The sequence below is a fragment of the Microbacterium sp. KNMS genome, assembly GCF_053851835.1.
The window spans coordinates 99,805-112,744 of the sequence record NZ_JBSQBP010000002.1; the positions used below are offsets into that span (position 1 = coordinate 99,805).

A 12,940-nucleotide genomic window follows, 5' to 3' on the forward strand; every position below is an offset into this window, starting at 1 on the left:
CATGGGCCGCCTCACGGCGCACCGCCCGGTCGTCCGCGTCCGTCTCGGGGACGACGGCGCGTCGGCCGCGCGACGACCCGACGCGCTCGCCGTCGAGGAGCCCCTCGAGATCCGCGTCGCGGGCGAGCCGGTCGCCGTCACGATGCGGACCCCGGGCCATGATGTCGAGCTCGCCTCCGGCTTCCTCGTCTCGGAGGGGGCCGTGCATGCGCAGGACGACGTGCGCGCGGCCATCCACTGCGGAGGGCCAGGGACCGGGGGCACCGAGAACACCTACAACGTGCTCGATGTCGCCCTCGCGCCCGGGAACCGTCCTCCCGTCGCACGCGGCTTCTACACGACGAGCTCGTGCGGCGTGTGCGGCAAGGCCTCGATCGAGGCCGTCGAGACCGTGTCGGCGTTCGACATCCGCTCGGACCCGACGCGCGTCGCGGCACCGGTTCTCGCGACCCTGCCCGACCGCCTCCGATCCGCGCAGGCGCTCTTCGACCGGACAGGCGGCCTGCACGCGGCGGCGCTGTTCCCCGCCGAGGGCGGCGAGCCCCTCGTCGTGCGCGAGGACGTGGGGCGCCACAACGCGGTCGACAAGGTCGTCGGATGGGCGCTCGCGCGGGGGATGCTGCCGCTGCGCGGCACCGTGCTCATGGTGTCGGGGCGCGCGAGCTTCGAGCTCGTGCAGAAGGCCGCGATGGCCGGCGTCCCGCTGCTCGCGGCCGTGTCGGCGCCGTCGTCGCTCGCGGTCGAGCTCGCCGCGAGCCGGGGCATCGGGCTCGTCGGGTTCCTCCGAGGCGACACGATGAACGTCTACGCAGGGGCCGAGCGCGTCGATCTCGACGGGGGAGTTGTCCCCACGCCCGGGCGTCCGGGCGACTCCCGCGGCGCCGACCGCGTCCGATAGGGTCGATCGCGGGGGTCGCCGGCATCGTGCTCGGCGTGGTGTCGTCTGCGCGGCTCGCCGCACACGACGACAGGAGCACTCATGGCCATCCGCCGCACCACCAAGACCGTCCTCGCCGCAGCCGCCGCGCTCGCCCTCCTTCCCGGCCTGGCCGCCTGCGGCGCCGGCGGGCAGTCGGTCGCCGACGCGTGCGAGCTCATCACCTCGGGCACCTCGGACATGAACTCGAGCATGAGCGAGCTCTCCACCGCGATGACGAGCGGCGACACCGAGGCGCTCAGCGAGCAGGTCTCGGCCATCAACGACGAGGTCGCCGCGATCGGCGAGAAGGTCACCAACGAGGAGGTCGCCCCGGTCTACGAGAAGTTCGCGGGCGCCTTCGGCGACCTCACGACGCAGATCGAGGGCATGGGCGAGCTCGACATGACCGACACCGAGGCGATGACCAAGGTGAGCGAGGACATGACGGCCGCGTCGACCGCGCTCACCGAGGCGCAGTCCGAGCTCACCGAGCTCTGCGGCGCCTGAGCCGCCGCTTCGCGAGAGCCCGTGCCGACCGGCACGGGCTCTCGGCGTCTCCGCGCCTGTGGCCGCGCGCGACCGTAGGGTGGGAGGACGCGAACGGAAGGGGATCCCATGGCCCGCATCCTGATCTTCGGAGGGCACGGCAAGGTCGCGCTCCTGCTGGCGCCGCTCCTCGCGGGCCGCGGAGACGAGGTGACGAGCGTGATCCGCAATCCCGCGCACGCCGACGAGGTCGCAGCGACCGGCGCGGAGCCCCGCGTGGCCGACGTCGAGACGCTCGACGTCGATGCGCTCGCGCAGCTCGTGCGCGGCCACGACGCGATCGTGTGGTCGGCGGGAGCCGGCGGCGGGAATCCGGCCCGGACCTACGCCGTGGACCGCGACGCGGCCATCCGCTCGATGGACGCCGCACGTGCGGCGGGCGTCGACCGCTACGTCATGGTGTCGTATCTCGGCTCACGACCCGATCACGGCGTTCCGCGCGACGAGCCGTTCTTCGCGTATGCGGAGTCGAAGGCCGCCGCCGACGAGCATCTGCGCGCGAGCGGGCTCGCGTACACGATCCTCCAGCCGGGGCCCCTCACGCTCGACGAGCCGACCGGTCTCATCGAGACGGCGGAGCCGGGCACGGGGCGCGTGACGCGAGGCGACGTCGCGGCGGTCGCCGCGGCCGTGCTGAGCGATGACGCGACGGCGGGGCGCTCGCGGCGCGGTGAGGCGCGTCGCGCTCGCCGTCGCGGGGGCGCTCACGGTCGCGGCGGGGCTCCTCGTCCACACGGCTCTGCCCGAGACCGCCGCGTCCGACGCGGCGGGCGACGCGCTCTACGCGGTGCTCGTGTACCTGCTCGCGGCGTTCGCGGCTCCCCGTGCGCGCCTGCTCGTCGTCGCGGCAGCGGCTCTCGCCTGGTGCACGGCCGTCGAACTGCTGCAGCTGACCGGGCTCCCCGCGCGCTGGGGCGCGGCCTTCCCGCCCCTCCTGCTCGTGCTCGGCACGGTGTTCTCGGCCGCAGACCTCGCCTGGTATGCGGCCGGCGTCGCGATCGCCGCGGGCGCGGACGCCGCGCTGCGGGCGCTCAGAGCCCCTGGCCGGCGTCCCACAGGCGCTCGGGGGAGCCGTTGATGAGCGCGTCGATGTGCATGGCCTGGGCGTCGGTGAGCGACGCGACGTAGTCGACGATCCCGCGCCCGGTGGCGCGCCGCCGGAGCTCGGCGCCATCCGACGCGTCGGCGAGCTCCGGCGCCTCGCGGCGCACCCGCGCGTAGTCCTCTGCCGCGAGATCGACGAGATCGAGCAGACGGCGCGGCGCCCGGCGCACGTCGCGCGGATCGTCGAGCCACGCGGCGAAGCCGTCGACGAGCCGCTCGAGCACGCTCGCCTGTCCGCGCTGGTACAGCGCGAGATCGGGCCGCTCGAGGATGAACCGCTGGTGCAGGAACTTCAGCACAGCGACCTCGTGCCACGCGGTGCGGTCGAGGCTCACGTGACCCGAGCGGATGGGCGGGGTCGCGGTGACCGCGATCGAGTGCTGCAGGCGCGCGATCCACGCGGCCGTGAACTGCGAGAGCGTGCGCTCGGTCAGCATCGAGCCGTCGAAGGGGACCGCGAGCAGGCCGTCGATGACCTCGTCGTTCACGCGCGCGACCGCGTCCGCGAACGCGTCCTCGTCGGCGATCCACGGATCCTTCGCGGCGAGACGGCGCCACAGGAGCTCGAGGGCGCGGCCCGGAGCACGCTGGGAGAGGACGAGATCGCCCTGCTCGGCGGCGTGCAGCTCGGCGCGCTCACGGCGCCATGCCCGGAACTCGGCCGAGATCGTGGACTGGTTGAGCAGACCGGCACGGTAGAAGTCGTCGAGGTCGTGGAGCGAGTAGGCGATGTCGTCGGCGATGTCCATGACCGAGCACTCGACGGTCTGCTGGAGGGGTGCGATCTCGGGGTACGCCGCGCGGGCCTCGTGCATCTCGTGCACGTCGAGCGCGAAGGCCGAGAACTTGTACGCGCCCGTGCCGGGGCTCGCGGGCGTGATCCCGCGCGGAGCCTCGTCGCGGCCGAACCAGTCGTCGCCCTCGCCCCGCAGCCACGGGTACTTCAGCACGGCCGCGCGCACGGCCGCCGTGAGGTTGAGCCCCGCGCCCGCGCGGTCGTACTCGTCGAGGCGCGTGATGATGCGGAACGTCTGGGCGTTGCCCTCGAAGCCCTCGCGGAGGCCGAAGCGGTCCTTCGCGAGCCGGTCGAGGGTCTGCTCGCCGAGGTGCCCGAAGGGCGGATGGCCGAGGTCATGGGCCGCAGCGGCGGCCTGCACCACGACGGGGTCGCATCCGCCGAGCCGATCCACGAGGGCCGCATGCTCGCCGTTCGCGAGCTGCACGGCGATGCCGCGGGCGACGGCGGCAACCTTGACCGAGTGCGTGAGCCGGTTGTGCACCGCGAGGCCGGCGCCGGCCTGCGCGATGACCTGCGTCACGGCCGACAGCCGCGAGTAGTACGGCGAGAAGCGGATCCGCTCGACGTCGACGCGGTACTCCGGGTTCCGCTCGCGCTGCTGGTACGCGTCGAGCGCCTCGGGCACGCGCCGGGCGGTGCGGGGGTCGTGTGCGCCGGCCGTGGGGCCGCCGGAAGGTGCATCGGTCATCGGGACGATGCTACGAGACCGGAGGAGGAGTCAGGTGCGGCGACGGCGGAGGAAGCCCCGGCGCGGGGGCGCCCCCCGTGCGGGGGTTCGTGCCGGGGGTGCTCGGGTGGATGGACGTCGGGTGGTGCCAGGGCACTTGCCGCGAAGGGCCGGTCAGGACGGCCGATGGCGGCCGCTTGCGGCAAGCACATCCGGCTGCGCGAGGGGACCTGCCTGTGGCGCGAGGGCGCATGCCGCGACGGACCGCGTCAGCGGCGACGGCGGAGGAAGCCCCGGCGCGGGGGCTCCTCGGGGGCTGCCGGACGCGCGGCGGCGCGACGACGCTCGTCGCGGCGCTCCGCCCACGCCGCGACCTCGGCGTCGATGTCGACCGTGGGCGTGACGACGGGAGGCCCGCCGAGCAGCTGCATGCGGGCGAGCCTGACGCGGCGGTTGAAGTCGTCGAGATGCGCGCGCACGTCGGCCTCGCGCGAGAAGCCGTCGAGGGTCTCGTGCAATGCGGCATGCTCGGTGCGCAGCTGGAGAGCGGGCGGGCCGATCCCGGTGAGCCCCTCGCGCTCGATCTTGCGGCGGATCCACCAGTCCGGGTCGTGCGACGTCCCGAGTCCCTCGATCGGGCGGCCCGCTCCCGGCAGGTCGTCGAACTCGCCGCGGCGCATCGCCTGCTGGATGACCATCTCGACGTACGCGTGCCGATCCGACGCCGTCGCGGCCCCGGCCGTGCTGCGGCGCTCGTCCTCATCCGCCGGCTCGCCGAGCTCCTCGCGGATGCGGTCGATCCGATACTGGGCGGCTGCGAGCCGCGGGTCGTCGGGCTGCTCGCGCTCGCGTGCTGCCATCGCCATCACCTCCGCGTCACCAGGCTACGTCGCGCGGGGGGCAGAGGGGCCGTCAGGCGCCGAGGTCGCCGCGCAGGCGCGTGAGGTGCGCGGCGGTCAGGTCGTCCTCGGCGCGCTCCGCGGTGGGGATGTCGCGGATGACCTCGAACCCGACAGCGGGGACGCCGCCCGCAGGGCGCACGTCGAGGTGCACGACCTCGTCGCCCCGCGCGTGCAGCCAGGCGGCCATGTCGTAGTCGCTCGGGGAGTCTCCCGCCGTGAACCAGCGGCGCGGCGCGGCCATCCGCTCCTCGATGAGGCCGAGCGCGCGCTCGGCGCCGAGGGCCTTGCCCGCCGTCACATGCTCGATGTCGACCGAGATGATCGTCGGGACGATGTGGAAGTCGGAGGCGAGCGCCAGCTCGTCGATCACGGCCTGGCAGGCCGCGACGAACGCGGGCTGCGCCGCGAGGTAGTCGGCGTTGGCCGTGTCGACGTTCTGCTCGACGGAGATCATCGTCCGCTTGGTGTCGTCCCAGAACATGAGGTCGCGCTCGCGCTCGGCGAGCGCGCGGATGGCGTCGAGCAGCTCCTGCGGCGGCCGCAGCGCCTCGTCGGCGTGCACCTGCCCGGCGCGCGGCGTCTCGGCCGACGCGTCGAGCGCGAACCACGTCGCGCCCTTCTCTCCGACGCCCCAGACCGGGGCGTCGGCGCGGAGCCCCGCATCCGCGAGCGCCGGGATGACCCGCTCCACGAGGAAGGCGTGCGAGCGCCCGGTGTTGAACACCACGGGCGCACCCGCATGCGCGAGGGCGACGAGGTCGGGCGCGATCGATGGCACGCGCAGGGTGCGGGTGACGGTGCTCGCGAGCGGGCCGTCGACGTCGAGGAGGAGTCCGAGGGTCACCGCTCCATCCTCCCCGATCGCGGGGTCACACCGGAACGTCGATGATCCGGCCCTCGTCCCACGGCTCGGTCCAGCCGAGCCGATCGAACATCGCGTCGAGCACACCCGCCGTGAAGCCCCACACGACGCGCTCCTCGCGCGTGCGCGGATCCGCGAGCACGAACGCGGGGCCGCGCCACTCGCGCCCGCCGCGGCGGGTGACGGAGGTGCGGCGGTTCTCAGGCGCGAGGAGATCCGCGACCGGAGCGCGGAACACGGACGACGACTCGGCCGCGTCGACCGCGCGAACAGGCGAGGGGCGCCGCCACCAGGCGAGCACCGGGGTCACGAGGTGGCCCGAGACCGGCACGGGGATCTCGCGGAGCGCGCCGAGAACGTCGACGCCGGCGGGGTCGAGCCCCGTCTCCTCGCGCGCCTCCCGCAGGGCCGCCGCGACGATGTCGCGGTCGCCGGGCTCCACGCGGCCGCCCGGGAAGGCGATCTGCCCTGCATGGGAGCGCAGGGTGGTCGCGCGCGCGAGCAGCAGCACGTCGAGGTCGCTCGAGACCGCGCAGCGATCGTGCGCGGCGGATGCGGGGAGCGCGTCCAGGACGCCGAACAGCACGAGCACGGCCGCGGGCCGAGTGGCGCCCGCCATGAGCTGCGCCCGTTCGCGCGCCCACGGGCCTTCGAACCCCGGGTCGGCCGCGAGTGCCTCGAGCTGCGCGCGCGCCGTCGACGCCGGGAGCTGTGCGTGCGCGGACGACATGGCCACGAGCGTAACGCGCCGCATCGCGCCCTAGGCTGGTCGCTGTGATGTCGGACGAGAAGACGCCGCCGCTCGCGGTCGTCGTGACCGTGAGCGACCGCTCGGCGGCGGGGGAGCGCGAGGACGCCGCGGGCCCGCGGGCCGTCGACGCCCTGCGTGCCGCGGGATGGCGGTGCGAGCCCGCGCGGGTCGTCCCGGACGGCGAGGCCTCCGTCTCGGCGGCTCTGCGGCAGGCGGTCGCAGACGGCGCGCGCCTCGTCGTGACGACGGGCGGCACGGGCGTCGGGCCGCGCGATCGGACGCCCGAGGGCACGCGCGCGGTGCTCGATCGGGAGGTGCCCGGGATCGCCGAGGAGCTGCGCCGTCGCGGCGCGCAGGAGAAGCCGGCCGGCATGCTGACCCGCGGCCTCGCGGGCATCGCCGGGTCGGCGCTCGTCGTGAACCTGCCCGGTGCGCCGCGAGCCGTGGACAGTGGGATGCCGGTCGTGCTCTCGGTCGCCGGGCACGTCGTGTCGCAGCTCGACGGCGGAGACCACGCGTGACCGGCGCCGGTCGGGTCGCGATCGCGCGCATCAGCGCCGAGCCGCTCGACGTCGCCGCGCATCTCGCGGCCGTCGACGATCCGCGCGCGGGCGCGGAGACGTCGTTCGTCGGCCGTGTGCGCGACCACGACCCGGACGCCGGGGGAGCGGTCGTGGCGCTCGAGTACACCGCGCATCCGGACGCCGAGCGCGTGCTCGCATCGCTCGCCGGGCGGGCCGCCACTGACCACGGCGCGACGGTCGCCGTGAGCCACCGCGTCGGGCACCTGGGCGTGGGCGACGCGGCGGTGGTCATCGCGGCCGCGTCGGCGCACCGAGCCGAGGCGTTCGCGGCGTGCCGTCAGCTCATCGAGGACATCAAGCGCGAGCTCCCCGTGTGGAAGCGCCAGGTCGAGGCCGACGGCACGGCCGCCTGGAAGGGCATCGGGGGCTGAGGCTCACCCGCCCGCGAACGGCGGCAGCACGTCCACGTGCACGGCGCCCGCGAGCGGAGCGTCGTCGTCGCGGCGCTCGCCGTCGACGAGGACGGCGCAGCGCGGCAGCACGGACCCGAGGGCCGGGTGGTCGGCGACGAGCGCCGCGCGGAGCGCGTCGAGCGTCGCCTCCGTGCGCTCCTCCTCGGCGACGCCCGCGGCCTCCTCGGCGGCGGCGAAGTAGCGCACACGCGTCATGCCGGCGCCTCGCCGTCGCGGATCCAGTCGCCGGAGCGCCCGCCGGACTTCGCGACGATGCGCGCGCTCTCGATCGCCGCGGATCGGTCGATGCCCTTGATCATGTCGACGACAGCGAGCGCCGCCACCGTCACGGCCGTGAGGGCCTCCATCTCGACGCCCGTCCGGTCGGCGGTGCGGACCTCCGCCTCGATCGCGACGCCCTCGTCCTCCACGGCGAGGTCGACGCGTGCACCGTGCACGCCGATCACGTGCGCGAGCGGCAGGAGCTCGGCGCAGCGCTTGGCTCCCTGGATCCCCGCGATGCGCGCGACAGCCAGGACGTCGCCCTTCGGCACGGCGCCGTCGCGCAGGGCGTCGGCCGTCGCGCGTGCGCAGCGCACGAAGCCGCGCGCTGTCGCGGAGCGGACCGTGGGCTGCTTCGCCGTGACGTCGACCATGCGGGCGTGGCCCGCGGCATCCAGGTGCGTGAAGGTCATGACAACAGCATGACATCCACGGGGTCGCCCGCCGCGACAGCGTCGACCTCCGCGGGAACGACCGCGTACGCCGTCGCCGCCGCGAGGCTCCCCGCGAGATGAGAGCCCGATCCGCCCGGTGCGGCCGGGCGCACCGACCAGCGCGCGGGGTCCGATGTGTCCACGATCGTCGGCAGGTACTGGCGTCGCCCGGCGGGCGTGCGCCATCCGACCGCGGCGGGCAGCCGGATGACGGGGCGGGCGGTGTCTCGGATACCCTGCATCGCGCGCAGCGCGGGGCGCACGAACACCTCGAACGACACCGCGGCGCTCACGGGATTGCCCGGGAGGCCGAACAGCAGCGGGCCGTCGGCGAGACGGCCGAAGGCCTGCGGCTTACCGGGCTGCATCGCGACCTTGACGAAGGCGACCTGCCCCGCGAGCGCGTTCTTCACGACCTCGTACGCGCCCGCGCTGACCCCACCGGAGGTGATCACCGCATCCGCGTCGTGTGCCGCGTGCAGGAGCTCGCCGAACGCCTGCTCGTCGTCGGACGACACGGCCACGCGCACGATCTCGGCGCCTGCCGCGGCGGCGAGCCCCGCGAGCAGGGTCGAGTTGGACTCGGGGATCTGACCGCGGGCGAGGGGCTCGCCCGACGGCACGAGCTCGCTGCCGGTGGAGAGGACCACGACCCGAGGGCGGCGGTGCACCCGCACCGCACCGCCGATGCCGGCGGCGGCCGCGGCGCCGAGGGCATGGGGAGTGAGCACAACCCCGGCCGGGAGCACCTCGTCGCCCGCGCAGAGGTCCTCGCCCTGTCTCCGGATGTGAGCGCCCCGGCAGTGCGGCGCACGGAGCACCGCGATCTCGCCGAGCGACGCGGCGAGGCCGTCGCGCGTGTCCTCGAACGGCACGATCGCGTCGGCAGCCGTGGGCACGGACGCCCCGGTCATGATGCGGATGGCCTCCCCTGCGCCGAGCGCCGGGTCGGCAGGGTCGCCGGCGGGCAGATCGGCGACGACGCGCAGGGTGACGGCGTGCCCCGGGCTCGCCTCGGCGACGTCGTCGAAGCGGACCGCGAAGCCGTCCATCGCCGAGTTGTCGAACACCGGGATGTCGACGCGCGCCCGCAGCGCCTCGGCGAGCACGCGCCCGCCCGCTGCGGCGAGCGGGACCTCGACCGGGTCGAGGGCGCGGACCTCCGCGAGGATGGCCGCGAGATGCTCCTCCACGGTGCGCAGGCGGCCGCTCACCGCGCGTCCTCCCTCTCGCGCCATGCCGCGTAGCCGCCATCGAGCACCCTCGCTCGCGTGAAGGGGGCGAGGGCCGTCGCCGCCCGCCGCGCTCGGCCCCCGATCTGGCACACGATGAGCACGGGGCGGTCGCCGACCTCGCGGGCGACGCGCTCGGGCGCGTCGAGCAGGTCGGCGAGGGGGATGTGACGCGAGCCGGGCACGATGCCCGCCTCGAGCTCCTCGGCCTCGCGCACGTCGATCACGATCGGGGCGGCGGGGCTCGCGAGCTCGGCAGCCGCGGCGTCGACCGGCACGATCTCGACCGGGTGCGCGGGAGAGCCGGACGCGGTCACCGTGCGCGGTCGGCTGGTCGCCCCGCCCTCGCGCGACTGCGCCGCGCCGCGCAGCGGGATCTCGCGGAAGCGCGTGCCGAGCGCGTCGACGAGCAGCAGGCGGCCGACGAGCGGGTCGCCGACGCCCGCGAGGAGCGCGATCGCCTGCGTCGCCATGAGGGCTCCGAGCTGCAGGCAGAGGGGACCGAGCACGCCCACGGCGGCGCACGTGGGCGGCTCGCCGACGCGATCAGCCGGGTAGAGGTCGTCGAGCACGACGGGTGCGACGCCCGCGGGAGGGCGCGACCAGAAGACCGTGAGCTGCGCGTCGGTCTCCTGGACGGTGCCCCAGACGAGCGGCGTGCCCGATGTCGCGCAGGCCGCCGCGACGGCCGAGCGCGTCGAGAAGAGGTCGGAGCCGTCGAGCACGACGTCGGCGCCCTCGAGGAGGCGCGCCGCGCTGTCGTCCGTGAGGCGCTCCCGGACGGCCCGCACCCGCACCTCCGGTGCGATCTCGCCCGCGACGCGCACGGCGCTGTCGACCTTCGGCGCCCCGACGTCGGAGAGGCGGTGGATGACCTGCCGCTGCAGGTTGGTCAGCTCCACGTCGTCGTCGTCGATCACCGTGAGCGTCCCGACACCGGCGGCGGCGAGGGCGAGCACGGCCGGGGAGCCGAGCCCGCCCGCGCCGACGATCGCGACGTGCCCCGCAGCGAGCCGGCGCTGCCCGTCATCGCCGAGCGCAGCGAGCGAGCGGTGGCGGGCCGTGCGCCGCTGCTCGGCGGCGCTCAGCGCGGGGACGGGCTCGACGAGCGGCGGGAACGGCATGGGATCAGGGTACGGCGTCCGCGTCGCCCGCGATTCTCGGGCGATCCATTCCCTTCCGGGCATCGCCGAGGCAGGATCGGAAAGGGGAGGGGGCTCATGGGGGAATCGGTCCGGATGCGCAGGGGCGCGCACACCGTGCCGGTCGACACCGGCGCTCTGCGGCTGAGCCCGCCCGTGCTCCGCGCGGATGTGCGCGTCGACCGTAGCCGCGCGCTCGCGCTCAACGCGCGGATCGAGCTGCACCACGGCGAGATCGTCGCGGTGATGGGACCCCGCGGCTCGGGCGCCTCGACGCTCCTCGCCGCGCTCGCCGGGACCATCCGCCTGTCCGACGGCTCGATCGAGCTCGATGCGGGCATCCGGATCGACCGCCGTCGGCACCTCCGCCCCGCGCGGCGGGGCATCGCGCTCGTCGCCGGCGCGCCGGACCTGCCCGAGCACCTCCGCCTCCGGGACATCGTCGCCGACGGGCTGCGGCATCGGGGGGTCCCGCGCGGTCTCGCTCGCCAGGAGGCGGACGAGTGGCTGTGGCACGTCGGGCTCCCCGGAGCGGGCGACCATCACCCGCGCGAGCTCTCGCCCGGCGGCCGGGTGCGGGTCGCGGTGGCGCGCGCCCTTGCGGCGGCACCGCGGGTGCTCCTCCTCGATGACCCGCTCGCGCGGCTCGACGCGCGCGAGGCGGACGACGTGCGCCAGATGCTCCGCGAGCAGCTCGCGGCGACCCTGACGACCGCGCTCGTCGTCACGCGCGAACTCGTCGACGCCGTCGCGCTCGCGCAGCGGATGGTCGTCCTCGAGCGGGGGCGCGTGACGCAGTCGGACCGGATCCCCGCCGTGCTCGCGGCGCCCGCGACCGCCTACGTCGCGGAGATCGCGGGGCTCAACCGGCTCGAGGGCGTGTTCGCGGATGGCCACTGGACGCCGCGCGAATCCGGCCCCGGGCCGCGTCTCGCGTCGTCCCACCGCACGCATGTCGCCGAGGGCGCCCCGGCCGCGGCGATCTTCCCGATGCGGTCGGTCCGCGTCGAGCACACGGCAGAGAGCACCTGGACCGGTGCGGTGCGCGTGGCGGGGGACAGCCCGGCGTCGCCCGGCCGCTGGCTCTCGCGCGTCGCGCGCATCGAGCCCCTGCCCGCGGGCGGCCGCGTGCGCACGAGCGCTCCCGAGATCGCGGTCGACCTGACATCCGCTCGCCTCGCGGAGCTGCGCCTGCAGCGCGACGACCCGATCTGGCTCTCGGTCGACCCGTCCGACGTCCACGTCCGGCCGGCCTGACGGCTGCGGCGCGCCCCCGCGCGGCGCAGCGGGCCTACGCTGGACGGATGCGCAGCTCACCGCCTCTCGTCGACACGCACGGCCGTGTCCACCGGGACCTGCGCATCTCGCTGACCGACCGCTGCTCGCTGCGCTGCACGTACTGCATGCCCGAGCAGGGGAACGAGTGGCTCGCGCGCACGAGCATCCTCTCCCTCGACGAGATCGAGCGCGTGGCGGCGGTGGCCGCGGCCGCGGGCATCACCACGTTCCGCCTCACGGGCGGGGAGCCCCTGCTGCGCTCCGACATCGTCGAGGTCGTGCGGCGGCTCGCGCGGCTCGAAGGCCCGGATGGCCCCGTGCAGATCGCGATGACGACGAACGGCATCCGCCTCCTGGAGTTCCTGCCCGGTCTCGTCGCGGCGGGGCTGAGCCGCCTGAACATCTCGATCGACACGCTCGACCGCGAGCGGTTCCGGGAGCTCACGCGCCGGGATCGCCTCGGCGACGTGCTCGAGGGGATCGCGGCGGCCGCGGCGTCGCCGCTGCGTCCGCTCAAGCTCAACGCCGTCGCGATGCGCGACGTCAACGTCGACGAGCTCGTCGACCTCGTCGCGTTCGCGGTCGGCCACGGCGCGCAGATGCGGTTCATCGAGCAGATGCCGCTCGACGCGGGCCACACGTGGTCGCGCGAGCGGATGGTCACGCGCGAGGAGATCCTCGACGCGCTGTCCGCGCGGTGGGAGCTCACGCCCGTGCCCGGGCGCGGGGGCGCTCCGGCGGAGACCTGGCTCCTCGACGGCGGGCCGCACTCGGTCGGCGTCATCGCCTCGGTCACGGCGCCGTTCTGCGGCACCTGCGACCGGCTGCGGCTCACGGCCGACGGCCAGCTGCGCAACTGCCTCTTCTCGACGACCGAGTTCGACCTTCTGCCGATCCTGCGCGCAGGGCACGCGCCGGGCGTCGAGGAGCAGCACCTCGACGCGATGCTGCGCGGCTGCATCATCCGCAAGCTGCCCGGCCACGCGATCGACGATCCGTCGTTCCTGCAGCCCGCACGCGGGATGAACGCGATCGGCGGCTGAGTC

The 12,940-nt window shown here is 75.2% G+C and carries 15 protein-coding genes and 1 pseudogene; 8 read left to right on the forward strand and 8 right to left on the reverse strand.

Going from position 1 to position 12,940, the window contains the following annotated elements:
* Window position 1 precedes the first annotated feature (1 nt).
* The 4 genes and pseudogenes from fdhD to ACWXWW_RS01780 all read left to right on the forward strand — a co-directional run bounded on the left by fdhD (window position 2) and on the right by ACWXWW_RS01780 (window position 2,543).
* Complete coding sequence (gene fdhD / locus ACWXWW_RS01765; RefSeq protein WP_271171949.1) at window positions 2-898, forward strand: formate dehydrogenase accessory sulfurtransferase FdhD; 897 nt, start codon at window positions 2-4, stop codon at window positions 896-898.
* A gap of 81 nt (window positions 899-979) precedes the next feature.
* Window positions 980-1,426 carry a hypothetical protein gene (locus ACWXWW_RS01770; RefSeq protein ID WP_271171948.1) on the forward strand — a complete coding sequence of 149 codons (447 nt, stop codon included), beginning with the start codon at window positions 980-982 and terminating at the stop codon, window positions 1,424-1,426.
* Between the two features lie 108 nt (window positions 1,427-1,534).
* Window positions 1,535-2,128 (forward strand): annotated as a pseudogene (locus ACWXWW_RS01775) (SDR family oxidoreductase); the annotation flags it as partial.
* A 7-nt stretch (window positions 2,129-2,135) separates the two neighbouring features.
* Window positions 2,136-2,543 (forward strand): ribosomal maturation YjgA family protein, encoded by a 408-nt coding sequence (locus ACWXWW_RS01780; protein ID WP_271171946.1) that lies wholly within the window; start codon window positions 2,136-2,138, stop codon window positions 2,541-2,543.
* Here the strand turns inward: ACWXWW_RS01780 and ACWXWW_RS01785 are convergent.
* The 4 genes from ACWXWW_RS01785 to ACWXWW_RS01800 all read right to left on the reverse strand — a co-directional run bounded on the left by ACWXWW_RS01785 (window position 2,497) and on the right by ACWXWW_RS01800 (window position 6,529).
* On the reverse strand, window positions 2,497-4,056 hold the full coding sequence (locus ACWXWW_RS01785) for a deoxyguanosinetriphosphate triphosphohydrolase family protein (protein ID WP_271171945.1): 1,560 nt from the start codon (window positions 4,054-4,056) through the stop codon (window positions 2,497-2,499). The two genes, ACWXWW_RS01780 and ACWXWW_RS01785, sit on opposite strands and share 47 nt — an antisense overlap.
* A 248-nt stretch (window positions 4,057-4,304) precedes the next feature.
* Window positions 4,305-4,895: a DnaJ family domain-containing protein gene (locus ACWXWW_RS01790; protein ID WP_455968401.1), complete on the reverse strand. Its 591-nt coding sequence runs from the start codon at window positions 4,893-4,895 to the stop codon at window positions 4,305-4,307.
* Between the two features lie 52 nt (window positions 4,896-4,947).
* Window positions 4,948-5,781: a hypothetical protein gene (locus ACWXWW_RS01795; RefSeq protein ID WP_455968403.1), complete on the reverse strand. Its 834-nt coding sequence runs from the start codon at window positions 5,779-5,781 to the stop codon at window positions 4,948-4,950.
* Between the two features lie 25 nt (window positions 5,782-5,806).
* Entirely contained in the window at window positions 5,807-6,529 is a 723-nt protein-coding gene (locus tag ACWXWW_RS01800) for an NUDIX hydrolase (RefSeq protein WP_455968405.1), read from the reverse strand.
* Between the two features lie 47 nt (window positions 6,530-6,576).
* On the opposite strand from ACWXWW_RS01800, the gene ACWXWW_RS01805 reads away from it, so the two are divergent.
* Complete coding sequence (locus tag ACWXWW_RS01805) at window positions 6,577-7,071, forward strand: MogA/MoaB family molybdenum cofactor biosynthesis protein (RefSeq protein ID WP_455968406.1); 495 nt, start codon at window positions 6,577-6,579, stop codon at window positions 7,069-7,071.
* On the forward strand, window positions 7,068-7,505 hold the full coding sequence (locus tag ACWXWW_RS01810; protein ID WP_455968407.1) for a molybdenum cofactor biosynthesis protein MoaE: 438 nt from the start codon (window positions 7,068-7,070) through the stop codon (window positions 7,503-7,505). The genes ACWXWW_RS01805 and ACWXWW_RS01810 overlap by 4 nt, the downstream gene beginning before the upstream one ends.
* Before the next feature lie 3 nt (window positions 7,506-7,508).
* On the opposite strand, the gene ACWXWW_RS01815 is transcribed toward ACWXWW_RS01810, so the two are convergent.
* The 4 genes from ACWXWW_RS01815 to ACWXWW_RS01830 are packed head-to-tail and all read right to left on the reverse strand — an operon-like array spanning window position 7,509 to window position 10,598.
* Window positions 7,509-7,742, reverse strand: coding sequence for a MoaD/ThiS family protein (locus ACWXWW_RS01815; protein WP_282977811.1), 234 nt, complete (start codon window positions 7,740-7,742; stop codon window positions 7,509-7,511).
* Window positions 7,739-8,221 carry a cyclic pyranopterin monophosphate synthase MoaC gene (gene moaC, locus ACWXWW_RS01820; RefSeq protein ID WP_271171938.1) on the reverse strand — a complete coding sequence of 161 codons (483 nt, stop codon included), beginning with the start codon at window positions 8,219-8,221 and terminating at the stop codon, window positions 7,739-7,741. The genes ACWXWW_RS01815 and moaC overlap by 4 nt, the downstream gene beginning before the upstream one ends.
* On the reverse strand, window positions 8,218-9,456 hold the full coding sequence (locus ACWXWW_RS01825; RefSeq protein ID WP_455968408.1) for a molybdopterin molybdotransferase MoeA: 1,239 nt from the start codon (window positions 9,454-9,456) through the stop codon (window positions 8,218-8,220). The genes moaC and ACWXWW_RS01825 overlap by 4 nt, the downstream gene beginning before the upstream one ends.
* On the reverse strand, window positions 9,453-10,598 hold the full coding sequence (locus ACWXWW_RS01830; RefSeq protein ID WP_455968410.1) for a ThiF family adenylyltransferase: 1,146 nt from the start codon (window positions 10,596-10,598) through the stop codon (window positions 9,453-9,455). Before ACWXWW_RS01830 ends, ACWXWW_RS01825 begins: the two co-directional genes overlap by 4 nt.
* A 96-nt stretch (window positions 10,599-10,694) precedes the next feature.
* Between ACWXWW_RS01830 and ACWXWW_RS01835 the strand changes: the two genes are divergently transcribed.
* Together ACWXWW_RS01835 and moaA are read left to right on the forward strand one after the other, a co-directional pair.
* A complete protein-coding gene (locus ACWXWW_RS01835) occupies window positions 10,695-11,873 on the forward strand; it encodes an ATP-binding cassette domain-containing protein (protein ID WP_455968412.1) in 1,179 nt (392 codons plus the stop codon).
* Between the two features lie 47 nt (window positions 11,874-11,920).
* Window positions 11,921-12,937, forward strand: a complete 1,017-nt coding sequence (gene moaA / locus ACWXWW_RS01840; protein WP_455968414.1) for a GTP 3',8-cyclase MoaA — start codon at window positions 11,921-11,923, stop codon at window positions 12,935-12,937.
* Window positions 12,938-12,940 lie beyond the last annotated feature (3 nt).

Coding starts and splice junctions, on each gene's coding strand:
- ACWXWW_RS01835 (WP_455968412.1), top strand. CDS start 10,695: ATGGGGGAATCGGTCCGGATGCGCAGGGGCGCGCACACCGTGCCGGTC.
- ACWXWW_RS01800 (WP_455968405.1), bottom strand. CDS start 6,529: ATGTCGTCCGCGCACGCACAGCTCCCGGCGTCGACGGCGCGCGCGCAG.
- ACWXWW_RS01805 (WP_455968406.1), top strand. CDS start 6,577: ATGTCGGACGAGAAGACGCCGCCGCTCGCGGTCGTCGTGACCGTGAGC.
- moaC (WP_271171938.1), bottom strand. CDS start 8,221: ATGACCTTCACGCACCTGGATGCCGCGGGCCACGCCCGCATGGTCGAC.
- ACWXWW_RS01785 (WP_271171945.1), bottom strand. CDS start 4,056: ATGACCGATGCACCTTCCGGCGGCCCCACGGCCGGCGCACACGACCCC.
- ACWXWW_RS01770 (WP_271171948.1), top strand. CDS start 980: ATGGCCATCCGCCGCACCACCAAGACCGTCCTCGCCGCAGCCGCCGCG.
- ACWXWW_RS01790 (WP_455968401.1), bottom strand. CDS start 4,895: ATGGCAGCACGCGAGCGCGAGCAGCCCGACGACCCGCGGCTCGCAGCC.
- moaA (WP_455968414.1), top strand. CDS start 11,921: ATGCGCAGCTCACCGCCTCTCGTCGACACGCACGGCCGTGTCCACCGG.
- ACWXWW_RS01830 (WP_455968410.1), bottom strand. CDS start 10,598: ATGCCGTTCCCGCCGCTCGTCGAGCCCGTCCCCGCGCTGAGCGCCGCC.
- ACWXWW_RS01815 (WP_282977811.1), bottom strand. CDS start 7,742: ATGACGCGTGTGCGCTACTTCGCCGCCGCCGAGGAGGCCGCGGGCGTC.
- fdhD (WP_271171949.1), top strand. CDS start 2: ATGGGCCGCCTCACGGCGCACCGCCCGGTCGTCCGCGTCCGTCTCGGG.